Genomic DNA, 23,819 nt, shown 5'->3' with positions numbered 1-23,819 from the left:
GAGCCTGTCGAAGCCCGTTCCTTCTTTCCAGCAAGCAAGGCCCTTCGACAAGCTCAGGGCGAACGGAGATAATGTGCGGCTCTAGCCCAGATGCGTGGCGGACCAGTCCGCCTTCGCGCTCCAGGTGCCGGCGCTGCCGCTGACAGTGCAGCCCTTGTCGCCTTCCTGCACCGCGCCCACGGTGAAGACGGTTTCGCCCGCATCCTGCAGCGCCTTCGTGACGGCGGCGACGTGCGCCTCGTCCACCGCCAGCACCATGCCGACGCCGCAATTGAAGGTGCGCGCCATCTCCTCCGGCTCGATATGGCCCTGCGCCTGAAGGAAGGCCATGAGGCGAGGCTGTTCCCAGGCATCGGCGTTCACAACGGCATGCGCCCCGTCGGGCAGCACGCGCGGGATATTTTCCAGCAGGCCGCCGCCGGTGACGTGGGCGAGCGCGTTGATCATCCCCGCACGCACCAGCGGCAGCAGGCTCTTCACATAGATGCGCGTCGGCGCCATCAATGCGTCGATCAGCAGCACTTCATTGTCGAACAGGGCAGGGCGGTCGAGCTTCCACCCCTTGTCCGCGGCGAGGCGGCGGACCAGCGAATAGCCATTGGAATGCACGCCCGAAGAGGCGAGACCGAGCAGCACGTCGCCCGGCTTGACCCGGTTGCCGGTCAGCGCCTTGGCCCTTTCCACCGCGCCGACGCAGAAGCCCGCAAGGTCATAGTCGCCATCGGCGTACATGCCGGGCATTTCGGCGGTTTCGCCGCCGATCAGCGCACAGCCCGCCTGGCGGCAGCCTTCTGCGATGCCGGCGATCACCCGTTCGGCGACGCCGCTTTCCAGCCGGCCGGTGGCGTAATAGTCGAGGAAGAAGAGCGGTTCGGCCCCCTGCACGATGAGGTCGTTGGCGCACATGGCGACAAGATCGATCCCGACGCCATCATGCCGGTCATGATCGATGGCGAGCTTCAGCTTCGTACCCACGCCGTCATTGGCGGCGACCAGCAGCGGGTCGTCATAACCGGCGGCCTTCAGGTCGAAAAAGCCGCCGAAACCGCCCAGTTCGGCGTCGGCGCCGGGACGGCGCGTGGCCTTTGCCAGCGGGGCGATGGCGCGGACGAGGGCGTTGCCGGCGGCGATGTCGACGCCAGCCTTGGCGTAGCTGTAGGATTCGGTGTCGCTCATGAGGCAAGCGCTCTAGGGTCGAAACAGCGCCATGTCGAGTTTTGCGCCGCGCCCTTCCGTTCGCCCGATCGAAGGAAGCGGCCTTCGCTCCGTTCAACAAAGGACTTCGACTTCGATCGGCCCGACCGGGGAGGGCGGGTGCAGGATCAAGCTTGGCATCGCGGCCAAATCCCGCCAAAAGGACGCCCGTGAGCCTGAGCCAGACCCTTTCCCGCCCGCCGGCCTTCCTCCGCCTGCTGTCGCGGCCGCTGCAGATCATCCTCGCCATCGCGATCGGCCTGGCCGCAGCCGCCCTGTTCGCGCAGATGGAGGGGGAACGCGGCGTGCCGCCGATCGCCAGCGGCGGCGATTTCGAGGTGCGCGGCGTCAAGGTGGACGTGATGGCGAAGGATGCGGACAGCGCCCGCTATGCCGGGTGGCGCATCGCGCAGCGCCAGGCGTGGCGGATGCTGTGGACCCGCACTCATGGCGGGGGCGGGGCGCCGGCCTTGTCCGATTCGCAGCTGGAAGGCATGATTTCCGGCATGGAGATCGAACAGGAGCAGATCGGCCCCAATCGCTATGTGGCGACGCTGGGCGTGCTGTTCGACCGGGCGCGGACGGGCGGGCTGCTGGGCGTCAGCGGCAATGTGATGCGGTCGCCGCCGCTGCTGGTCATCCCGGTGCTGTGGGATGGGGGATCGGCGGTATCCTACGAACGCACCAACGAATGGCAGAAGGCCTGGGCGCGCTATCGCACAGGCGACAGCGCCATCGATTATGTCCGCGTGGCGGGCTCCATCGCCGATCCGATCCTGCTGAACGCGGGGCAGGTGGGACGGCGCGGGCGATTGTGGTGGCGCGTGCTGCTCGACCAATATGGCGCGGCCGACGTGGTGGTCCCGATCGCGCGGCTGGACCGCGCCTGGCCCGGCGGTCCGGTGACGGGCACCTTCACCGCGCGCTATGGCCCGGACGACCTGCTGATCGGCAGCTTCCAGCTGCGCGCGTCCAACGACAGCGGCATCGCGCAGATGATGGATGAAGGTGCGCGGCGGATCGACGAACTCTATATCCGCGCGCTCAACGATGGCCGCCTGCGGCCCGACCCGTCACTCATCATCGAGGAGCCGGTCGATCCCGACGCGCTCGCCATCGAAAATGCGAGCGCGCAGCCCATCGACATCGGCGAACTGCCTCTGGTCGCCTCATCCAGTGTTTCCAGCTTCTCGATCCAGTTCGACACGCCGGACGTGGCGTCGGTCGGGGCCGGCGAGGCGGCGGTGCGTGCTGTTCCGGGCGTGCGGTCCGCCGCCACCAGCAGCCTGGCGCTGGGCGGCACGTCCGTCATGCAGGTGAGCTTCGAGGGGACGGCCGACGCGCTGCGCGCCGGGCTGACGGCGCGCGGCTTCACGGTTGCGGTGTCGGGCAATACCCTGCGCATCAGCCGCCGGGCAGCGCCGCCGGGGCAATGAGCCAGATCAGCCTGCCCTTCGAGTGGCAAGGGGAAAGCGACGGCGGCGATTTCCTGGTCAGCGAAGCAAACCGGATCGCGGTGACGCATCTGGAGCGCTGGCGCGACTGGCCGCTGTCGGTGAGCGTGCTGACAGGCCCGCCCCGGTCGGGCCGTTCGACGCTCGCCCGGCTGTTCGCGGCGATGAGCGGTGGCGAGGTAATCGATGAGGCGGAAGGGGCTGACGAGCATCGGCTGTTCCACGCCTGGAATGCGGCGCAGACCGCGCGTCGGCCGCTGTTGATGGTGGGAAGCACGGCGCCCGCCAGCTGGACGGTGGCGCTGCCCGACCTGCGATCGCGGCTTGCCGCCGTCCCCCATGTCGCCATCGGGGAACCCGACGAGGCGCTGGCCCGCGCGCTGATCCAGCGGCATTTCGAGCGGGCGGGGGCCGCCCATGCCCCCGATGTGCCTGACTGGCTGGTCCGCCGCGTCGAGCGGACCTATGGCGGAATCGCGGAGGTCACGCGGCTGCTGGACCGGGAGGCGCTGTCATCCGGGCGTAAGATTTCCATCCCAATGGCGAAATCAGTTCTGCAATCGGCGGCATTTCTGCCTATAGTCCCGCCCGATCCTTCCAACGACCAGCGCGAGTAATCCGTGGCCGAAGCCGATCCCATCGCCAGCCTGTCGCCTACGGGCGAGCGCTATTTCAATCGCGAACTGTCCTGGCTCGCCTTCAACCAGCGCGTGCTGGAAGAGGCGATGAACCGCGCTCATCCGCTGCTGGAGAGGTTACGCTTCCTGTCGATTTCGGGCGCGAACCTGGACGAATTTTTTTCCGTTCGCGTGGCAGGCCTCAAGGGCCAGCAATTGCAGGATGTCGACCTGCGCTCCGCCGACGGGCTGACCCCGGCGCAGCAGCTGAGCGGGATCACCGAGGCCACCGCCACACTGATGCGGGCGCAGCAGAAAGTGTGGGGGGCGTTGCACGACGAACTGACGCAGGTCGGCATCGAGGTGATCGGGCCGTCCGCGCAGATGGACGGCGAGTGCGCGCAATGGCTGCGCGAGCATTTCCTGACGCAGATCTTCCCGATCCTGACGCCGCAGGCGCTGGACCCCGCGCATCCCTTCCCCTTCATTCCCAATCAGGGGCTGTCGATCGTCTTCGACCTGGAACGCCTGTCGGACCAGCAGCCGATCCGCGAGCTGGTGATGATCCCGCCCTCGCTCGCGCGGTTCGTGCGGGTGCCCGGCGAACTGGCGCGCTATATGGCGCTGGAGGCGGTGATCCGCCGCTTTTCCGCCGATCTTTTCCCCGGATACCGCGTGCGCAACAGCGGCGTGTTCCGCATCATCCGCGACAGCGACATCGAGATAGAGGAAGAGGCGGAGGATCTGGTCCGCTATTTCCGCAGCGCCATCAAGCGCCGTCGCCGGGGCCGGGTGATCCGCATGGAGATAGAGGAGCGCATCCCCGAGCCGGTCGAGGAGATGTTGCAGGACATGCTCCAGGGGCATGAGGCGATCGTGGTCGAGGTGGAGGGCTTCATCGGCATCGGCGACCTGTCCGGCATTGTCGACGCCGACCGGCCCGACCTCAAGTTCGAACCCTATGCCCCGCGCTTCCCCGAGCGCATCCGTGAATATGGCGGCGACTGTTTCGCCGCGATCCGGGCGAAGGACATCGTCGTCCATCACCCCTATGAGGCGTTCGACGTCGTCATTTCCTTCCTGAAGCAGGCGGCGTCCGACCCCGATGTGGTGGCGATCAAGCAGACGCTGTATCGCGCGGGCAAGCAATCCGCGATCATCCGCGCGCTGATCGACGCGGCGGAGGCGGGCAAGTCCGTGACTGCCGTCGTGGAGCTGAAGGCCCGGTTCGACGAGGAACAGAATCTGCTGTGGGCCGACGCGCTGGAGCGGGCGGGCGTGCAGGTCGTCTATGGCTTCATCGATTGGAAGACCCATGCCAAGGTGTCGATGGTGGTCCGGCGGGAAGGCGACCAGTTCCGCACTTACTGCCATTTCGGCACCGGCAACTATCATCCGGTGACCGCGCGCATCTACACCGACCTCAGCTTCTTCACGGCCGATCCTGCCTATGGCCGGGACGCGGCGGCGCTGTTCAACTATATCACCGGCTATGTGGAGCCCGAACGGCTGGAGAAGCTGGTGATGAGCCCGCGCGACCTGCGCAACACGCTGTGTCAGTGTATCGAGGCGGAGATCGAGCATGTGCGCGCCGGCCGGCCGGGAACCATCTGGGCCAAGATGAATAGTCTGGTCGACCCGGCGATCATCGAGAAACTCTATGCGGCGAGCAATGCAGGCGTCCAGATCGACCTCGTCGTGCGCGGCATATGCTGCCTGCGCCCCGGTGTGCCGGGCATGTCGGAAAATATCCGGGTGAAATCGGTCGTCGGCCGTTTCCTGGAGCATAGTCGCATCACCGTGTTCGGCAACGGCAAGGCGCTGCCGAACAACGGCGCAAAGGTGTTCATCAGTTCCGCCGACTGGATGCCGCGCAATTTCGACCGGCGCGTCGAATTCCTGGCGCCGGTCGAGAATGAGACGGTCCACGACCAGATTCTGGACCAGGTGATGGTCGCCAACCTGATCGACACCGAGCAGAGCTGGTCGCTGGACAGCGACGGCCTGTACCGGCGGCTGGAGGCAGGGGACAGGCCGTTCAACCTGCACCGCTATTTCATGACCAACCCGTCGCTGTCGGGCCGGGGGGCGGCGTTCGACAACGAAGCGGTGCCGACGCTGCGCCTTCGCGGGCGGAGCTGAGCCGCCATGAACTCCATGCTGCGCCGCGTCCGGGCCGTTGCCGAACAGATGGCGACATCGCCCGAACCCGCGCATGCCCGCACCGCCATCATCGACATCGGTTCGAACAGCGTCCGCCTGGTCGTTTATGACGGGCCACGGCGCATCCCTTTCATCCTTTTCAACGAAAAGGTGATGGCGGGGCTGGGCGCGTCGCTGGCGAAGACCGGGGCGATCGAGCCGGAGGCGATGGAGCGGGGCCTGAGTGCCGTGGCGCGCTTCGCCCATCTGTGCCGCGCGATGAAGGTAGCCGACATACGCTGCGTGGCGACGGCGGCGGTGCGGGACGCGACCAACGGCGGCGACTTCATCGCGCGCGCGGCGGAGATGGGGCTGACCGTCGAACTGCTGTCCGGGGCGCAGGAAGCGATTGGCGCGGCGATGGGCGTACTGTCCGGCATACCGGGCGCGGACGGCATCGTCGGCGATCTGGGAGGCGGCAGCCTGGAACTGGCGCGAGTGCGGGACGGCGCGGTCGAGCAGACCATATCCCTGCCGCTTGGCGTGCTGCGCCTGCCGCAGATACGCGAGAAGGGGCCGCGCGCGCTGGAGCGGCAGGTCGTCAAGATGCTGGACAAGGCGGGCTGGCGGCCGGAGCCGGGCCTGCCCTTCTACCTGGTCGGTGGATCGTGGCGCGCGCTCGCCCGGTTCGACATGCAGCTGACCGAATTTCCGCTGCCCGTCGTCCACCAATATGAGATGACCGCCGCGCGGGCCGAGCAGTTGACCCGCATCGTCAGCCATGTCGACAAGGCGCGGCTGAAGCAGATCCCGGCGATGACCGGATCGCGCGTGCCCACATTGCCGGACGCAGCGGCGCTGCTGTCCGTCGTCGTGCGGCAGTTGAAATCCAGCCGGCTGGTCGTGTCCGCTTACGGATTGCGGGAAGGATTGCTGTACGAGGCGTTGCCCGAGGACATTCGGGGGCACGATCCGCTGCTGGTCGCGGCCGAGGCGGAAGGGGAGGCACAGGCGCGCTTTCGCGGCCATGGCGACCGGATCGACAAATGGATCGCGCCGCTCTTTCCCGATGATGCCCCGCCGATGCGCCGCATCCGCCGCGCCGCGTGCCTGCTGGCCGATGTGGGCTGGCGCGCCAACCCGGATTTTCGCGCGGAGCGGGGCGTGGAGATCGCGCTGCACAGCAACTGGGTGGGCATCACCGCCTGCGAACGGGCGATGCTGGGCCAGGCGCTGCATACCCATTTCGGCGGGGGGCTGTCGACGCCCGCCGGGGTCGAGCGGCTCGCCACGCCCGATATATTGCGCCGCGCGATGCTGTGGGGCCTTGCGATTCGCCTTGCCCAGCGGCTGTCGGGCGGGGTGGAAGTGCCGCTCACTCATTCCCGGCTTGAGCGGCACGGCGACCGGGTCGATCTCTATCTGCGTGGCGACGATGCAAAACTTTATGGAGAGGTGGTCGAACGCCGGCTGCGTGCCATCGCCCAGGCGCTGGGCGTCCGGTACCAGCTGATCGCCGCCGGCTGAGGCGGCCGTCCACGGCGCGCAAAGGAAAAGGGCGGTCGCCATGCGGCGCCGCCCTTCTCTTTTCCGGCTGGACCGGATCGGTCAGCCCCGGCGGATGCGCGCCAGGGCCGCTTTCCGATTACTTCAGCTCGACGGTCGCGCCGGCTTCTTCCAGCTGCTTCTTCAGCTTTTCGGCTTCTTCCTTGTTCACGCCTTCCTTGACGGCCTTCGGCGCGCCTTCGACCAGCGCCTTGGCTTCGGTCAGACCCAGGCCAGTGATAGCGCGGACTTCCTTGATGACGTTGATCTTCTTGCCGCCGTCGCCGGTCAGGACGACGTCGAATTCGTCCTTCACTTCTTCAGCGGCAGCAGCCGGGGCGCCACCGGCGGGAGCGGCGACAGCCACAGCTGCGGCGGCCGAAACGCCCCACTTTTCTTCCAGAGCCTTGGAGAGCTCAGCGGCTTCGAGGACGGTGAGGGCCGAAAGCTGATCGACCAGAGCGTTGATGTCTGCCATGTGTTCAATTCCTTGTTTGGGGCGGAATGCCCCGTCAGATGAGGGTCAAAAAATCGGGTCGGAAAAGGCTTACGCCGCTTCCTTCTCCGCATAGGCGTTGAAGACGCGCGCAAGCTGCGCAGCCGGTGCCTGGGTGACGGTCGCGAGCTTGGTAGCCGGGGCGACCAGAAGGCCGAGCAGCTTCGCACGCAGTTCATCCAGCGACGGCATCGACGCCAGGGCCTTCACGCCCTCCGCATCGAGCAGCACTTCGCCCATCGCGCCGCCAACGATCTCAAGCTTGTCGTTGGTCTTGGCGAAATCGATCGCAACCTTGGCGGCGGCGACCGGATCGGCCGAGGTGGCGAGGCCGACCGGACCGGTCAGCAGGTCGCTGAGGCCGGTATAGGCGGTGCCATCAAGGGCGATGCGGGCGAGGCGATTCTTCGTAACCTTGTAGGACGCTCCTGCTTCGCGCATCTTCTGGCGCAGGACGGTCGACTGGGCGACCGTCATGCCAAGGTTGCGGGTCACGACGACCACGCCAACTTCTGCCAGCTCTGCGTTCAGCGCGGAAACGACCTCAGCTTTCTGATTACGATCCATGCCATTACTCCACTTCATGTCCGCATGGGGCATGAAGCCTTGCGCGGACGACTAAACCCACGCCAGATGGCATGGGGCACTAGGGTCCGAAGGGGAGAGATCGACTGGCCCGTCCTCAATGGGAAACAGGCAGACCCGAACCGGCGCAACGGCCGACCCGGCAAAGAACTTTTCCCCGTCTAGGCCGGAAATTAAGAAGGGCATATTCCCTTCACCGACTGTCTCGGACGGAAGACCGGTAGCGGGTGGCCGCCGGTCTGCTGGCGCGCCCTTAGGGGAAACGGGCGGCATTGTCACGCGAAAATTGGATAGGCGTCCGCGAGCGGGGGGCAGGAGGACGCCTGGCCGTCCCCCTGCCGCACCATTCTTGTCGCTGGCCGATCAGTAGGCCGCAGAAAGGGTCAGGAACCACTGGCGCGGCGGGATGGGATAGGCCGAATAGCTGTTCGTGGCCGATCCGATCGAAAGGGTCGATACGCCTTTCTTGTCCGTGAGGTTCGTGACGTTCAGCGCAAGCTCCACCTTCTGCAGCGGCAGGATATTGTCCGGCACCCGCGCCGCGACCCGCAGCGATGTCAGGAAGTAGGAGGAGACGCTGGCATCGTTGGTGAAGGTGGCGAAGCGGCGGCCGACATAATCGCCGATCGCCTGCACCTCGACCGGGCCGAGGTTCAGGGTGGCGACCGTCTTGTTCATCCACTTGGGCGTGCCGGGCAGTTGCTTGCCGCAGGTGGGCACCACGCCGCCCGTGACGAGATAGCCGCCAATGCAGCTGTCGGTGGCAGCGCCGATACCCTGCGCCGTCGAGGTATAATCGTTGCGATATTTGGACAGATTATAGGAAACGGCGTTGTAGAGCGAGGCGATGTTGCCGAGGCGGAGCGTGAACGCCGCGTCGACGCCGTTGGTCTTCACGTCGCCGACATTGACCAGCGTCGATGTGCCGCCGGTGATGCCGCTGCCCGCGATGCCGCCAGGATTGGTCGGGATCGCAAGCAGGCGGTTGCTGAAATCGACATGATAATAGTTGACCTGCCCCTGGAGCGTCACGCCGTTGCCGAGGCTGCGATTGGTGCGAAGCCCGGCCTCGTATGTCCAGCTGGTTTCGGGCTTGCCCTGATCGGCGAAGGCGTCGAACGCGGCCTGGCTGCCGGTGAACCAGGGGCCGCCGCCGCCCGCCAGATAGGCCTGATACTGCCGCAGATTCTTCTGGACGTTGAAATAGACCTGCTCATGCCCGTTGAAGTCGTAGGTGGCGCCAAGCGCCGGCAGGAACCAGTTCTTCGTGTTGATCTTGCCTTCGGGCAGTGCGGTGGTTCCGCCTAGCGAGCCCAGCCGCGGCTGCACGGGGTAGCGGCCGCTCGCCCATTGCGCGCTGGTCTTGAAACCGCCCTGAACGAGCAGGCGATCGGTGACCTGCCATGTATCCTGGATATGGAGTTGCAGCTGGTTGATCCGCGCTTCGCCCTGATATTGCGTGAACAGCGGTTCCAGCACGTCGCGCGGACGGATATAGGGGGTGCTGATCGCCGGATTGCCGACCGGCACCGCATACCAGCGCCGCCACTGGGTCGTGCTGTTATGTTCGAACCATCCGCCGAATTCGATCTTGTGCGGTCCTGCGTCCACGCTGACGGAGGAGATCACGCCTTCGCGGTCGATACGATATTCGGTGGTGCGGGTGATGAGCCCGGAACCGCCGGTCGCCGCAACCAGCGCCGCCCCGGCTACCGCCGCCTGCGCATCGGTAAGGGCGGTGCAGGCGGCTGGCCTGACGCCATTGCCGTTCGCCGCGAAACGGCAGTTGGTCGGCAGGCTGGCATAGTTGGGGTCGAGATAGGGCTGCGCGGTCGTGATCGACTGACCGAGCGGACCGGCAACGACGCCTGCGCCGTCATTATGGTGATAATAGCCCGTGGTCGACCAGGTGATCCTGTCCGACAGGCGGGCGTCATACCGCGCATAGGCGAGATAGTCGGTGCGCTGCGCATCGGAATAATAGTTGCGATAATTGCTGCCCTCCGCCGCCGGGCTGTTGCCCTGCGCCGTCAGATAGCGGGTGCGGTAGCCGTCGAAGTCGGGATAGAAGAAGGGCTTGGTATAGGGCGTGAAGCGCTGAACGGCGGTAGCGGTACCGCCGGCCGAAGGCTTGAAGAACACCGTCGCGTCCTCATTGGGCTGCGTCATGTCATTATAGTCGAAATAGAGCGTCAGCTTGCCCGCTGTGTCGTCATGCACGAACTTTGCGTTCGCCTGCCACCCTTTCTGGACGCCGTTGAAGTCCCAGGCGCGGGCGCGCTGCCGCACGCCGGAGATATAGGCGGCATTGCCGCCGCCGATGTCACCGCTGTCGATGCGCAGATAGGTGCGCGACGCGTCGTAGCTGCCGACGGTCTGCGCGGCGCGGACGCCGAAAGCCTGTTCGGGATCGGAGGAGAAGGTTTCGACCGTTCCGCCCAGGTTGCTGTTCGATGGCGTGGCGAGATCGCCCGCGCCGGTCGCCACCACGACCCGGGCGACATTTTCGGAAATCACCGCGCGCTGCGGCGACAGGCCGTTGTAATTGCCGTAGCTCTGATCGCCCAGCGGGATGCCGTCCATCGTGTAGCCGAGCTGATTGCCGGCGAAGCCATGGACGAAGATCTGTGCGTTCTGCTCGTTATTCCCCCAGGGGTCGGCCGTAATGTAGAGGACGCCGGGCAGCGTCTGGATCGCCTTCAGCGGCGCGACGCCGGGCAGGATCTTCTGGATTTCGGCGGACGATATCGCCGTGGCGGAACGCGTCGTCTTGGCCCCCGTCACGATGATCGAGCCGACATCCGGCGTGGCGTCCGGGGCCGCTGCGACTTCTGGCGCGGCCGCTTCGTCCCGCGCCATCGCCTGCGTCATCGTGCCCAGCGAGAGTGCGGAGCCCGCGAGCATTGCCCAGCGAACGGTCCTGGCCGTCAAACGAGTCGCCTTCATGCGTGTAAATCCCCAACATCCATCACGCGCACGATGCGCGCAGCCGGCCGGGTAGCGGCATGTCGTGGCGGTTTGACTCCATTTTGATGACAGGATGGCGTCATGCGCATGACCAGCGTTGTCATGATGGGCACCGCTTCCGATACCGCCCGCTAGTCGCGGCTACCCCGGTCGCGCATCTGGTTTGACAGCCCTGTCATCGATGGTACGACCCGACATGCACTGCATGGTCATGATAGCGATATCATAATGAGGGAGGGTGGCGGCAATATGGCTTGGTCCGCGCGTGATGCGATCGCTCTGATGGGCATGGCGATGGCGACCTTGGCGCTCGCCATCTTCCCGATCGCCCATGCCCGCGAAACGGGGGCCGACGCCTCTGCCACGGCCTATCAGTGGCGCAACGTCAAGGTGGGTGGGGGCGGATTCGCACCCGGCATCGTGTTTAGCCCGGTGGAGCGGGGCCTTGCCTATCTGCGTACCGACATGGGCGGTGCTTATCGCTGGGACACAGAGCGATGGGTTCCGTTGCAGGACGGGGAAGCGCAATCCAGCTATATGGGCGTCGAAAGCATAGCGCCCGACCCTGTAGATGGGGCGGTGGTCTATATGGCGGCGGGCATGAGTGCGCGCGGACCGGCCGCCATCTTCCGGTCCGCCGACCGTGGAGTACATTGGAAAAGGACGGATGTGCCTTTCGCCATGGGCGGCAATGAGGATGGCCGTGGCCTTGGCGAACGACTGGCCGTCGATCCCAACGACAACCGTCGCCTCTTCTTCGGGTCGCGTCACGACGGGCTTTGGCAGAGTCAGGACGCCGGGGCGCATTGGCACAAGGTCGATGGATTTCCGCTCCCCGGCCTCGGCCTTCCCGATCGCTCAAGGATGACCCATGGGGGGCTGTCATTCATCTTATTCGATCCCGCGCGCAGCGGCACGATATTCGTCGCCAGCGCCGATCCGGGGCAATCCCATCTGTTCCGATCGCGCGACGGCGGCGATACGTGGCAGGCCCTGCCGGGTGGCCCGCCGGCCGATATGTTGCCCGTCAAGGCGGCGCTGGGCAGTGATGGCGTCTTGACCATCAGCTATTGCGACGCGATCGGCCCGAACGGCATCACGCGCGGAGCCGTGTGGCGGTTCGATACGCGGTCGGATCGCTGGACAGACGTGACGCCTCTCAAGGGTGTCGCCGTGGTGCCCGGCGGCTATATGGGCGTCGCCGTATCGCGGCGCGATCCGAACGTCATCGCGGTCAGCACGGTCAATCGCTACACGCCCGGCGATACCGTATGGCGGTCGGCCGATGCCGGACGGACCTGGAGCGAAATGGCGCCGCGCAGCGTGCGGGACGTCAGCGAAACGCCCTTTCTGAATTTCGAGAAGAAGGCCGAGTTCGGCCACTGGATTGCGGGGCTGGCGATCGATCCCTTCGACGATGACCATGCCGCCTATGTCACCGGCGCGACACTCTATGCCACTCGCGAATTTGGCAAGGCCGGCCAGGTGCGATGGGCGCCATGGACGCGCGGCGTTGAACAGACTGCGGTCATCACGCTGGTCAGCCCGACCGGCGGCGCGCCGCTGGTGTCCGGCTTCGGCGATCTGGGCGGGTTTCGGCATGACGACCTGACGGTGTCGCCCGATCATGTGCATCAAAATCCCATGCTGACCAACACCAACACGCTCGATTATGCGGGGCGTATGCCCGACATCCTGGTGCGGAGCGGCAATACCCATGCGGCGGTGGTGCCCGATACGTCGCTGGCATGGTCGCGCGATGGCGCTCGCACCTGGATGCCGCTTCATGTCCCGACCGGATCGTCCAGTCCGGGCGCGCCCCCGCCGCCGGAGCGGACGGGCGACGCGGCAATCACCGTTTCGGCGGACGGGAACATTTTCCTGGTCGAAACCGACACGCCTATCCGAACCAGCGACCGCGGGAAAAGCTGGACGGCGGTCGAAGGCCTGCCTTCGCGTGTCCGGGTGACGGCGGACAAGGCGGATCCAGATCGCTTTTACGCCATCGATTTCGCCACAAACCGGATCGTGCGCAGTGACGATGGGGGCAGAAATTTTCGCCCGATCAAGGGCGAAGGTTTGCCCGCCGACCTATCCGCCGCGCGGGTGCGGGGACGCGAAGCGCCCAATCCGCTGGTCGCCGTACCTGATCGGGCGGGCGCACTATGGCTGTTGCTGGGCGCGTCTCTCTACTCGACGATCGACGCGGGGGAGCATTGGACGAAGGCGGGCGGGAACATTGCCATACAGCGCTTCGGATTGGGGAAGGGCGCGCCGGGAAGTCCGTTGCCGACACTCTACGCCATCGGCACCGATCGGGGCAGGCAAGGCGTTTTCCGCTCGATCGACGGCGGAACGCGGTGGCAGAAAATCAACCACGATGCCCATCAATGGGGCGGACGGCTGCGCATGATCAGCGGCGATCCGCGCCGCTTCGGCCGCGTCTATCTGGCCACGGATGGCCGGGGCGTCATGGTCGGCGATCCTGAAGGCGCAAAGCCGTGATCGCCCCCAGAAGCGAGGAAACGGCGGCGATCCTGTAGCCTGTTGCATCGTCGATGGCGCGGGCGCCCTGAAGATCGGAGGCAAGGGCGACTTCCTTCATTCCGCCTGATGGCAAAGGCCATGGTCGCGAGAGTGAAGAGGCGCTGTCGGTCCGATCCGATGCCGGCAGACGCCGCCTGCGACCAGGGGAACCGAAGCGGTTCCTTCAGAGCTGCGGCGCCTGCGCGCCACATGTCGATGCCGCGCCTGAACAGCGGCGCTTCCATAGTCCGCATTGACGGCAGCCTTATGGCCGGATCGCGCGTCTTGCGCCCCATGTTCCGGCTGTTTCCCACACCCGACACCGGGCCATTTCGACGATATGGCTGAATACGTATGCTGGATTCTGTGCAGACAGACAGGGGCAACGGTATTGGAAGCGGACCGACACATGTCGGCAAGAAACGCTCAAGACGCGTCCTGGGGAGGATAACTGTCATGCATCAATTCCGTCATACCATCCTGCGCGCCGCGCTGCTGGCAGGGGCTTCCTTTTCGTTCGCTTCGGTCGCCCATGCGCAGGCGGAAGCCGAAACCGCCGCGCCAGCCGCCGGCGAGCCCGAAGCCATCGTCGTCACCGGCATCCGGGCCTCGCTCGCCTCGGCCGCCAAGGTGAAGCGCGATTCCGTGCTGATCGTGGATTCCATCTCGGCCGAAGATGTCGGCAAGCTGCCTGACGTGTCGATAGCCGACTCGCTTGCCCGTCTGCCGGGTGTCACCGCCCAGCGCCTCGAAGGCCGTGACCAACGCCTTTCGATCCGCGGCCTCGGCCCGGATTTCTCGACCACGCTGCTCAACGGCCGCGAACAGGTGACCGTCGGCGACAATCGCGGCGTGGAATATGACCAGTATCCCTCCGAATTTTTCCAGACCGTCAATGTCTATAAAAGTGCCGACGCCGCGCTGATCGCCGCGGGCATTTCAGGGACGGTCGACCTGCGCATGCTGCGTCCGCTCGACAAGAATGACCGGATCCTCGCCGTGTCGCTGCGCGGCCAGATGAACGGCATGGACAAGCTGAACCCCGATGGCGAACGTTATGGCTATCGCGCCTCCGCCACCTATGTCGATCAGTTCGCCGACGACACGCTGGGTCTGTCGCTGGGCTTCGCCGCCTCGCAGACCCCGTCGCAAAATGAGCGTTTCAACGCCTGGGGCTATCCCACCGATGCCAGCGGCAACCTGATCATCGGCGGCGCCAAGCCCTATGTGCAGTCGAACCTCCTGAAGCGCTACGGCATGGTCGGCACGCTGGAATGGCAGCCGAGCGACAATTTCCATTCGACCTTCGACGTTCTTGCTTCGCATTTCGAGGAAGTGCAGCGCCTGCGCGGCATCGAATTTCCGCTCGTCTGGGGCACCAATGTCGGCGTCAGCGACGTGACGGTCGAAAATGGCTTCGTCACCGGCGCCACCTTCTCCAACGTCTATGGCGTACAGCGCAACGACTATAACAAGCGCAAGGCCGACACCATCTCGCTTGGCTGGAACAACGACATCCGCCTGAACGATCGCCTGAAGCTGAACGTCGACGCCAGCTGGTCGCGCGCCAAGCGCACAGATTTCCTGCTCGAAACCTATTCAGGCACCGGCTATCTGCGCTCGGGCGTGTCGGACACCGTGCGCGTCGAGCGCCAGTCGAACGGCCTGTTCAGTATCGTGCCGACGCTCGACTACACCGATACCAATGTCATCAGCCTGACCGATCCCAATGGCTGGGGCTATAACGGCACCACGGCCGTCGTGCAGGCGGGCTTCCTCAACCGGCCGAAGTTCATCGACGACATGAAGTCGTTCCGCGCGAACCTGGTCGGAGAGATTTCGGGCAGCATTTTCAGCAACTGGGAAATCGGCGGCAATTACAGCCGGCGCAAGAAGACCAGTGCCTATACCAGCTATTTCCTCTGCCCGACCGGCGGCACGGATTGCACCATCGCCAACGGGACGCCCGGATCGGCGCCCGTGCCGCAGGCGGCGCTGCTCGGCAAGAATGTCTCGCTCGATTATCTGGGCGTGCCGGCGATGCTGACGCTCGACCCGCTCTATCTCTACGACAACGTCCTGGATGCCGTCTTCGATAACCGGCCGTCCTCGCTGGTGCGCGACAATGTGGTGAAGGAAGATGTCTTCACCGGCTATGCCAAGATGACGCTGGACGGCGATCTGGGCGGCAAGCCGCTGAAGGGCGCCATCGGTCTGCAGGTGATCCATACCCGCCAGGCTTCGGTCGGCACCATTTCCAACTTCGCCGATGGCGTGGTCACCGTGGTGCCGGCTTCGGGCAAGGAAAGCTTCACCAACTTCCTGCCCAGCGCCCAGCTGTCGGTCGAACTGGAACCCGGCTTCTTCGTGAAGATCGGCGCGGCCCAGACGATGGTTCGTCCGCGCATGGACCAGGAACGCATCAACCAGGAATATAATTTCAACCTGGCCAATGTGGGACTGGGTTCCGATCCCCAATTCAGCCCGTTCAGCTCGAACGGCGGCAACATCGCCCTGCGTCCCTATCAGTCGACCAACATCGATCTTTCGATCGAGAAATATTTCCGGGGCGGCGGATATCTCTCGCTTGCGGGCTATTTCAAGAATCTGACCGACTTCGTCGATCCCAACAACAACATCGCCTATGATTTCTCGGACGTGCTGGCAGCGCTGCCTGCCGGCATTCGCGACCAGATCATCGCTGACGGCAGCTTCATCGGCCTGCTAAAGGCCCCGGCCAACACTGGCAAGGGCACGATCATGGGCGTTGAAGGCACCGCGTCGCTGCCGTTCAAGGTGTTCAGCGAGACGCTCGACGGCTTCGGCATCTTCGCCAGCGGGTCCTACACCCACAGCGAAGTCAAATATGGCAGCAATCCGACCGACGTCGTCACCCTGCCGGGCCTTTCCAAATGGGTCGCCAGCGGTACCGCTTATTATGAAAAGGGCGGTTTCCAGGCCCGCGTCTCGTATCGCTATCGCTCCTCCTTCCTGGGCGAAGTCGCCGGCCTGTCGGCCGCGCCGACCTTCCGCACAGCCAAGGCGGAGGGCATTCTCGACGCGCAGATCGGCTATGAATTCAAGTCCGGCCCGCTCACCGGCCTGTCGGTCCTGCTGCAGGGCAAGAACCTCACCGACCAGCCGTTCGTCACGTACCAGAACGACGATAAGCGCCAGGTCATCGATTATCAGCGCTATGGCCGCGATTATTATCTGGGCCTGACCTACAAGTTCTGATCGGCTGCGGGCCAATCGGGCAAGTTCTGATCGGCTGTCGGGCCGATCGGGCAAGTTCTAGAGTTCCCCCCGGATTGCCCGACTGCACGCGGGCAATCCTCCCCCCGCGGACCGCCGCCCCTTCAAGGGGAGGGTGGTCCGCTTTTTTTGGGGAGAGGAGATCAAATCCTTCGTCTCCCCTCCCTGAGAGGGAGGGGAGGAAGTTTTAAGCCGTCATCCGCGTCACGAGGCGGGGCGCCAGCAGGGTCGGCGTCACCGGCTTGCCGTCGATCTGGCCTATCAGCGCGTCGACCAGCACCTCGCCCGCGCGCAGATAATCCTGCGCCACGGTGGTCAGCGGCTGCCTTGTCAGGCTGGCGGCGGGGATGTCGTCGAAGCCGATCAGGGCGACGTCGTCGGGGACAGACAGGCCATGTTCGTCCAGCGCGCGCATCGCGCCGATCGCGATGAGGTCCGAGCCCGCGAAGATCGCGTCGAACCGTACGCCCCGCGCGATCAATCGGCTGGCTGCGTCATAGCCCGACTGCTCGGTCGACAGCGCGTCGACATGCAGGCCAGGATCGACCGGATGACCGGCCTCGCGCAGCACGTCGGACAGGCCGGCATACCGGTCTCGAAATTCGGGATAATGGCTTGATGCGTCGCCCAGAAAGGCGATCCGGCTGCATCCGCGGGCGATCAGATGCGCACCCGCATCGCGTCCGCCGCGCCGATTGTCGCAACCGATCGTCATCCCCAGCGCATGCTGGTCCACCGATCCCCAGCGCACGAAATGCGTGCCCTGCGCTACCAATTGCTCCAGCCGCGTCCGGTAGATTTCATAATCGCCGTAGCCCAGCAGGATGATGCCGTCGGCCTTGCGGCTGTCCTCATAGTCGACATGCCAGTCGGTCGAGAGCTGCTGGAAACTGGTGAGCAGATCGTAGCCGCGCTTCGCGCAGGTCTGCAGGATCGGCCCCAGCATCGACAGGAAGAAGGGGTTGATCCAACTTTCGTCGGGCAGCAGATCCTCGAAGAACAGCAGCGCCAGCGTGTTGCTCTTGCCCCGCCGCAGCGACGACGCGTTCTTGTCCACCGTGTAATTGAGCTGCCGGGCGATCGCTTCAATCCGCAGCCGCGTCGCCTCGCTCACCGTCTTGTCGCCGCGCAGCGCGCGCGACACGGTCGGTTGGGACACGCCGGCCAGCATGGCGATGTCGAAAGATGTCACTTTGTCGTTGGCGGCCATCGCCGCATCCTACGCCTGCGCGTTCGACTTGAGAAGGCGGCGGCGGTGAATACGTATGCCGCCCCCTTGGCCCCGCCCGTCACCGCCGACTAAGAAGGAGCCAAGCCGCGGCAATCAGGCAAAAGCGGCAATGGAGGGTGAGGGGCATGCGCGGACGAACGGCACTGCTGCTTGGTGCGCTCTGGGCGCTTCCCGCTCCGGCCCTTTCGCAGGATGGGGGCTTCCGCGCACGTCTTCCCGAAGACGAAATCATCTATTTCGTTCTGCCCGACCGGTTCGACAATGCCGACCCCGCCAATGACAGGGGGGGGATGAAAGGCGGCCGCCTCCAGACCGGCTATGACCCCCTATCCAAGGGCTTCTATCATGGCGGCGACCTCAAGGGGCTGATCCGCCGGCTCGATTATATCCAGGGGCTGGGCGCCACCGCCATCTGGGTCGGCCCGATTTTCCGCAACAAGCCGGTGCAAGGCCCTGCGGGACAGGAAAGCGCCGGTTATCACGGATATTGGATCACCGACTTCGAACATGTCGATCCGCATTTCGGCACGGATGCGGATTTCGACGCGCTGGTGAAGGCCGCCCATGGCCGGGGCATGAAGGTCTATATGGACATCATCGCCAACCACACGGCGGACGTGATCCGCTATCGCGAATGCGCCGGCCGGTCCTGTCCCTATCGCGCGCGCGCCGACTATCCCTATCAGCGGCGCGGGGGCGTGGCGGGCGCGGCGATCAATCCCGGCTTTTCCGGCGATGCGGACCATGGCGATGCGAATTTCGCGAGGCTCACCGATCCAGCCTATGCCTATACCCCGTTCGTGCCGAAGGGCGAGCAGGCGGTGAAGAACCCGGCCTGGCTCAACGACGTGCGCTACTATCATAATCGCGGCGAGACGACCTATTCGGGTGAAAGCGCGACCATGGGCGACTTTGCGGGACTCGACGATCTGATGACCGAGCATCCCCGCGTCATCGCGGGCATGATCGACATTTTCGGCGGCTGGATCGACCGCTTCGGCATCGACGGCTTTCGCATCGACACGGCCCGCCATGTCGATCCGCATTTCTGGCAGCAGTTCGTGCCCGCCATGCAGGTGCGGGCCAGGGCGCGAGGCATCTCCAATTTCCATATCTTTGGCGAAGTCTATGTCGAGACGATCGATGCCGGACCGCTTGCCTGGCATACCCGCGAAGGCGGCCTTCCCGCCGTGCTCGACTTCGCCTTTCGCCAGGCCGCGCTGGAGACCGTGGCGGGTAAGGCGGCGACCGCCACCTGGGAACGGATGCTGACCAGCGACGCCCTCTATCAGGGGGGCATCGCCACCGCGCGCCAACTGCCGACCTTCGTCAGCAATCACGATGCCGGGCGCTTCGCCACCTTTGTCCGCCGCGCTTTTCCTGAGGCCAGCGAGGACGAGGTGCTGCGCCGGGTGATGCTCGCCAACGCCATGCTGCTGACACTGCGTGGCGTGCCGACCATTTACTATGGCGATGAACAGGGTTTTGTCGGCGATGGCGGCGATCAAGACGCGCGCGAGGACATGTTCGGCAGCCAGGTGGCGAGCTACAACGACAATCGCCTGCTCGGCAGCGACGCGACCACTGCCACGCCGCGCTTCGATCCCGCCCATCCTCTTTATCGGCAGATCGCGCTGCTCGCCCGCTTGCGAACCGGCCATGCTGCGCTGCGCCGGGGCGGCGAGACGATCCGCGCGCGCGGGGAGGAGCCGGGCCTGTTTGCCGTCTCCCGCTTCGATCCCGACACGGGCGCGGAATATCTGATCGCCTTCAACACATCCACCGCGCCGATCAAGGCGCAGGTCCAGGTGGACAGCGCTTCCACCGCCTTCGACACCCTCGCCGGCGCGGACTGTGCCCCGCGCGTGTCCGCGCCCGGCAGCCTCGCCCTTACCCTTCCTCCTCTCGGCTACAGCGTCTGCGCTGTACGGAGCGCTCACCTGCAATGACCGACACAATCACCGACACGGCCCCCTGGTGGCTCGGTGCCACCATCTATCAGATTTATCCGCGCAGCTTCGCTGACTCCAACGGCGACGGCATCGGCGATCTGGCCGGCATCACCGCCCATCTTCCCTATGTCGCCTCGCTTGGCGTCGATGCGATCTGGCTCTCGCCCTTCTTCAAAAGTCCGATGCGCGACTTCGGCTACGACGTATCAGACTATTGCGACGTTGATCCGATTTTCGGCACGCTGGCCGATTTCGACGCGCTGATCGCCCGCGCCCACGATCTTGGCCTGCGCGTCATCGTCGACCAGGTGTGGGCGCACACATCCGACGAACATCCCTGGTTCATCGAAAGTCGGTCCGGTCGCAGCAACGATCGTGCCGACTGGTATGTCTGGGCCGACGCCAGGCCGGACGGCACGCCGCCCAACAACTGGCAGTCGGTCTTCGGCGGCCCGGCCTGGACCTGGGACGCGCGCCGCCGCCAATATTATATGCACAATTTCCTGAAGGAGCAGCCCCAGATCAATCTGCACAACGGGAATGTGCAGGCCGCCGTGCTGGATATCGTGCGCTTCTGGCTCGACCGCGGCGTCGACGGCTTTCGCATCGATGCGATCAACCATTCGATGCCCGACCCGCAATTGCGCGACAATCCTCCCGCGCCGGAGGATGGCCGTATCCGCACGCGACCCTATGATTTCCAGATCAGGCGCTACAGCCAGAGCCACCCGGATATCCCGCTGTTCCTGGAAAAGGTGCGGGCGGTGTTCGATGAATATCCCGACCGCTTCACTGTCGCAGAAGTGGGGGGAGACAATAGCGATGCGGAGATGAAGGCGTTTACACAGGGCGATCACCGCCTCAATACCGCTTATGGCTTCGACTTCCTCTATGCCCCCAAGCTGTCCGCGTCCCTCCTGAAAACGGTGCTGTCGCGCTGGCCGGCGGAGCAGGGGATCGGCTGGCCCAGCTGGGCATTCGAAAATCATGATGCGCCGCGCGCCGTTTCGCGCTGGGCCGGCGACATCGAAGCCCATGCCTACTGCCGCATGAAGATGCTGCTGCTCGCCTGCCTGCGCGGCAATATCTTCCTCTATTATGGCGAGGAACTGGGCCTGCCGCAGGTCGAGATAGGGTTTGAGGATCTGCGCGATCCCGAAGCGATCGCCAACTGGCCGCTGACCCTGTCGCGTGACGGCGCCCGAACGCCGATGCCCTGGACCCGCGCGGCGCCGTGGCTCGGCTTTTCGGACGTAAAGCCCTGGCTGCCGGTGGGAGAGGCGCATCGCCCCCTCGCGGTCGACGTGCAGGAAAGCGAGCCAAACTCGCTGCTCCACTGGACGCGTGAGGTGCTGGCGCTGCGCAATGCCACCCCGCCCCTGCGCCGCGGAACGATCCATTTCCTCGACACGCCCGGCGACCTGCTCGCCTTTGAACGGACACAGGACGGCCAGCAATGCCTCTGCGTCTTCAATCTTAGCACCGATCCCATCTCCTGGCGTCCGGCAGATGCCGGACGGTGGCGGGTCGATCTGTCGACCGGAAGCATCGCCGACTGGAATTTCGCCCCCGCATCCGGCCTCGTCGCCACCTTCCAAGTTTAAGGACATTCTCATGAAGCGACTGACCGCGCTCGCACTGCCCCTCATCGCCCTGGCACTCGCGCCTGCCGCGGCGCGCGCGGATGTGGTTGCAAAGGCGTCCTCGCCGGACGGCCATATCAAGCTTACCATCAGCCTCGATGGCGAGGGGCGCCCCAGCTATGCCGTGCAGCGCAATGGCAAGCCGCTGATCGCCGACAGCCGGCTGGGCTTCATGTTCACCGACGCCCCCAAGATCGAGCGCAACCTGACGCTTGCCGATGCCAGGAAGGCGAGCAGCGACGCGAGCTGGACCCAGCCTTGGGGCGAATGGGCGGCGATCCGCGATCATCATAATGAGCTGAAGCTCATCTTCCGGGAGAAGGGCGACCTGAAGCGCGAGATGGATGTGACCTTCCGCCTGTTCGACGATGGCGTCGCCTTCCGCTACACGCTGCCGGATCAGGCCAATCTCCATCATGCCAACATTGCCGAAGAACTGACCCAGTTCGCCTTCGCGCAAGGCGGCACCGCCTGGTGGAAGCCCGCCTATGAATGGAACCGGGAGGAATATCTCTACAACCGCACCCCGCTCGATGCGGTCGGCACCGCGCAGACAGTGATGACGGTGAAGCTGGCCGACGGCACGCATGTTGCCCTGCATGAAGCCGCGCTGGTTGACTATTCGGCGATGAATCTCGCCCGCGCCGAAGGCACCATCTTCCGCGCCGCTTTGACGCCCGGTTCGGGCGCGCCCAAGGTGTCGCGCGACGCCGGCTTTTCCACCCCCTGGCGCACCATCGCCATCGCCGACGATGCCGCCGGCCTTTACATGAACCACATGATCCTGAACCTGAATGAGCCGAACAAGCTTGGCGACGTGTCCAGCTGGATCAAGCCGGGCAAATTTGTCGGCGTGTGGTGGAACATGATCAAGGGCGACTGGAGCTGGGCGCGCGGCCCAAAACATGGCGCCACCACCGCCAATGTCCGGCGCTATATCGATTTCGCGGCCGCCAACGGCATCCCCGCCGTGCTGGTGGAAGGCTGGAACGTCGGCTGGGACGGCAACTGGTTCGGCAATGGCAATGACATGAACTTCTCGCAGCCGACCGAGGATTTCGACGCCGATGGCCTGGCCGCCTACGCCAGATCGAAAGGCGTCGCCCTGATCGGCCATCATGAAACGGGCGGATCGGCCAGCCATTATGACGGTCAGCTCGATAGCGCCTTCAAATGGGCCGCGGACCATGGAGAGCGGGTGGTGAAGACGGGCTATGTCACCGACGCAGGGCAGATCGAGCGGGTCGACGCCGATGGTTCGAAGCATCGCGAATGGCATGAAGGCCAGTGGATGGTGAACCATTATCTGCGCGTGGTGCAGACCGCCGCCAAATATCATGTCAGCATCGACAGCCACGAACCGGTCAAGGACACGGGCCTGCGCCGCACCTATCCCAACTGGGTCGCGCGCGAAGGTGGCCGGGGCATGGAATATAACGCCTGGGTCGGCGGCAAGAACCCGCCCGAGCATGAGGCAAATCTGGCGTTCACCCAGCTTTTGGGCGGCCCGATGGACTTCACCCCCGGCGTGCTCAGTCTGTCGGGTTCGGAAGGCAGCGCCATCCAGTCCACCATTGCCAAGCAGCTCGCTCTCTACGTCGTCCTCTATTCGCCGGTGGTGATGGCCGCCGACACGCCGGAAAATTACGCCAAATATCCCGGTCCCTTCCAGTTCATCAAGGATGTGCCGACCGACTGGTCCGACACGCGGGCGCTCAATGGCGAGGTTGGCGATTATGTCACCATTGCGCGCAAGGCCAAGGGCAGCGACGACTGGTATCTTGGCGCCGTGGGCGACGAACAGGCACGCTCGTTGAAGGTGACGCTCGACTTTCTCGATGCGGGCCGCAGCTATACGGCCGAAATATACCGCGACGGCCCCGGCGCCGACTATCGCACGGAAGCGCGCCACGCCATCGTCATCGAGAAGAAGCCGGTGAAGAAGGGAGATATCCTGAGCCTCGACCTCGCGCCGGGCGGCGGCCAGGCGATCCGTTTCGTCGCCAGCGGCGGCAAGCGCAAGCGGTGACCGTTCCCCCAAGCTCGTGCGAAGCCGCGCACTCATGGCAATCCACGGCCGCTTTCACCCGGCAAGCGGGGGCCGCCATGACGAGGCGGCTATTGCCTGTCCTACAGGCGGGCGCTCGTCGATGCTGCGGCTAGAAAAGACCCGGCACAACCCGGACTTTCCGATAGGATCAGGCGCTCGCAA

At 65.0% G+C, this 23,819-nt stretch carries 14 protein-coding genes; 9 read left to right on the top strand and 5 right to left on the bottom strand.

Annotated features, from left to right (window positions below):
* Positions 1–81 precede the first annotated feature (81 nt).
* A complete protein-coding gene (gene purM / locus AX724_RS20215; RefSeq protein WP_066770305.1) occupies positions 82–1,176 on the bottom strand; it encodes a phosphoribosylformylglycinamidine cyclo-ligase in 1,095 nt (364 codons plus the stop codon).
* A gap of 188 nt (positions 1,177–1,364) precedes the next feature.
* On the opposite strand from purM, the gene AX724_RS20210 reads away from it, so the two are divergent.
* From AX724_RS20210 to AX724_RS20195, 4 genes are read left to right on the top strand one after another with little or no spacing between them, the layout of a single operon-like run.
* Positions 1,365–2,630, top strand: coding sequence for a hypothetical protein (locus AX724_RS20210; RefSeq protein WP_066770303.1), 1,266 nt, complete (start codon positions 1,365–1,367; stop codon positions 2,628–2,630).
* The gene (locus tag AX724_RS20205; protein WP_066770302.1) at positions 2,627–3,265 is read left to right on the top strand and encodes an HdaA/DnaA family protein; all 639 of its coding nucleotides are present in this window, start codon (positions 2,627–2,629) and stop codon (positions 3,263–3,265) included. The genes AX724_RS20210 and AX724_RS20205 overlap by 4 nt, the downstream gene beginning before the upstream one ends.
* 3 nt (positions 3,266–3,268) lie before the next feature.
* On the top strand, positions 3,269–5,407 hold the full coding sequence (locus tag AX724_RS20200) for an RNA degradosome polyphosphate kinase (protein ID WP_066770301.1): 2,139 nt from the start codon (positions 3,269–3,271) through the stop codon (positions 5,405–5,407).
* Positions 5,408–5,413: 6 nt separating this feature from the next.
* Positions 5,414–6,934 (top strand): Ppx/GppA family phosphatase, encoded by a 1,521-nt coding sequence (locus AX724_RS20195; RefSeq protein ID WP_066770298.1) that lies wholly within the window; start codon positions 5,414–5,416, stop codon positions 6,932–6,934.
* 118 nt (positions 6,935–7,052) lie between these two features.
* On the opposite strand, the gene rplL is transcribed toward AX724_RS20195, so the two are convergent.
* The 3 genes from rplL to AX724_RS20180 all read right to left on the bottom strand — a co-directional run bounded on the left by rplL (position 7,053) and on the right by AX724_RS20180 (position 10,979).
* A complete protein-coding gene (gene rplL / locus AX724_RS20190) occupies positions 7,053–7,430 on the bottom strand; it encodes a 50S ribosomal protein L7/L12 (RefSeq protein ID WP_066770295.1) in 378 nt (125 codons plus the stop codon).
* 69 nt (positions 7,431–7,499) lie between these two features.
* Positions 7,500–8,015 carry a 50S ribosomal protein L10 gene (gene rplJ / locus AX724_RS20185; protein WP_066770293.1) on the bottom strand — a complete coding sequence of 172 codons (516 nt, stop codon included), beginning with the start codon at positions 8,013–8,015 and terminating at the stop codon, positions 7,500–7,502.
* 381 nt (positions 8,016–8,396) lie between these two features.
* Entirely contained in the window at positions 8,397–10,979 is a 2,583-nt protein-coding gene (locus tag AX724_RS20180; protein WP_197421650.1) for a TonB-dependent receptor, read from the bottom strand.
* A 249-nt stretch (positions 10,980–11,228) separates the two neighbouring features.
* Between AX724_RS20180 and AX724_RS20175 the strand changes: the two genes are divergently transcribed.
* Both AX724_RS20175 and AX724_RS20170 read left to right on the top strand, forming a co-directional pair.
* Positions 11,229–13,505 carry a WD40/YVTN/BNR-like repeat-containing protein gene (locus AX724_RS20175; RefSeq protein WP_231736775.1) on the top strand — a complete coding sequence of 759 codons (2,277 nt, stop codon included), beginning with the start codon at positions 11,229–11,231 and terminating at the stop codon, positions 13,503–13,505.
* A gap of 477 nt (positions 13,506–13,982) precedes the next feature.
* Positions 13,983–16,763 carry a TonB-dependent receptor gene (locus AX724_RS20170; RefSeq protein WP_066770290.1) on the top strand — a complete coding sequence of 927 codons (2,781 nt, stop codon included), beginning with the start codon at positions 13,983–13,985 and terminating at the stop codon, positions 16,761–16,763.
* A 205-nt stretch (positions 16,764–16,968) separates the two neighbouring features.
* Here the strand turns inward: AX724_RS20170 and AX724_RS20165 are convergent, their stop codons facing one another.
* Positions 16,969–17,991, bottom strand: a complete 1,023-nt coding sequence (locus AX724_RS20165) for a LacI family DNA-binding transcriptional regulator (protein WP_066770287.1) — start codon at positions 17,989–17,991, stop codon at positions 16,969–16,971.
* A gap of 146 nt (positions 17,992–18,137) precedes the next feature.
* Between AX724_RS20165 and AX724_RS20160 the strand changes: the two genes are divergently transcribed.
* Genes AX724_RS20160 through AX724_RS20150 form a run of 3 tightly spaced genes read left to right on the top strand, consistent with a single transcriptional unit; the run spans position 18,138 to position 23,636 of the window.
* Positions 18,138–19,961 carry an alpha-amylase family glycosyl hydrolase gene (locus tag AX724_RS20160; RefSeq protein WP_066770284.1) on the top strand — a complete coding sequence of 608 codons (1,824 nt, stop codon included), beginning with the start codon at positions 18,138–18,140 and terminating at the stop codon, positions 19,959–19,961.
* Positions 19,958–21,568, top strand: a complete 1,611-nt coding sequence (locus tag AX724_RS20155; protein ID WP_066770282.1) for an alpha-glucosidase family protein — start codon at positions 19,958–19,960, stop codon at positions 21,566–21,568. Before AX724_RS20160 ends, AX724_RS20155 begins: the two co-directional genes overlap by 4 nt.
* Positions 21,569–21,578: 10 nt before the next feature.
* Complete coding sequence (locus tag AX724_RS20150; protein ID WP_066770279.1) at positions 21,579–23,636, top strand: glycoside hydrolase family 97 protein; 2,058 nt, start codon at positions 21,579–21,581, stop codon at positions 23,634–23,636.
* Positions 23,637–23,819 lie beyond the last annotated feature (183 nt).

This window comes from Sphingobium sp. CCH11-B1, assembly GCF_001556865.1.
Lineage (GTDB): Bacteria > Pseudomonadota > Alphaproteobacteria > Sphingomonadales > Sphingomonadaceae > Sphingobium.
Note: the sequence above shows the minus strand (reverse complement) of the source record. Positions and strands in the feature narration are given on the sequence as shown.

Excerpts from the sequence above, each read along its gene's own strand:
- purM (WP_066770305.1), bottom strand. The coding sequence starts at position 1,176 with ATGAGCGACACCGAATCCTACAGCTACGCCAAGGCTGGCGTCGACATC.
- AX724_RS20205 (WP_066770302.1), top strand. The coding sequence starts at position 2,627 with ATGAGCCAGATCAGCCTGCCCTTCGAGTGGCAAGGGGAAAGCGACGGC.
- AX724_RS20195 (WP_066770298.1), top strand. The coding sequence starts at position 5,414 with ATGAACTCCATGCTGCGCCGCGTCCGGGCCGTTGCCGAACAGATGGCG.
- rplL (WP_066770295.1), bottom strand. The coding sequence starts at position 7,430 with ATGGCAGACATCAACGCTCTGGTCGATCAGCTTTCGGCCCTCACCGTC.
- rplJ (WP_066770293.1), bottom strand. The coding sequence starts at position 8,015 with ATGGATCGTAATCAGAAAGCTGAGGTCGTTTCCGCGCTGAACGCAGAG.
- AX724_RS20180 (WP_197421650.1), bottom strand. The coding sequence starts at position 10,979 with ATGAAGGCGACTCGTTTGACGGCCAGGACCGTTCGCTGGGCAATGCTC.
- AX724_RS20175 (WP_231736775.1), top strand. The coding sequence starts at position 11,229 with ATGAGGGAGGGTGGCGGCAATATGGCTTGGTCCGCGCGTGATGCGATC.
- AX724_RS20170 (WP_066770290.1), top strand. The coding sequence starts at position 13,983 with ATGCATCAATTCCGTCATACCATCCTGCGCGCCGCGCTGCTGGCAGGG.
- AX724_RS20165 (WP_066770287.1), bottom strand. The coding sequence starts at position 17,991 with ATGGCCGCCAACGACAAAGTGACATCTTTCGACATCGCCATGCTGGCC.
- AX724_RS20160 (WP_066770284.1), top strand. The coding sequence starts at position 18,138 with ATGCGCGGACGAACGGCACTGCTGCTTGGTGCGCTCTGGGCGCTTCCC.
- AX724_RS20155 (WP_066770282.1), top strand. The coding sequence starts at position 19,958 with ATGACCGACACAATCACCGACACGGCCCCCTGGTGGCTCGGTGCCACC.
- AX724_RS20150 (WP_066770279.1), top strand. The coding sequence starts at position 21,579 with ATGAAGCGACTGACCGCGCTCGCACTGCCCCTCATCGCCCTGGCACTC.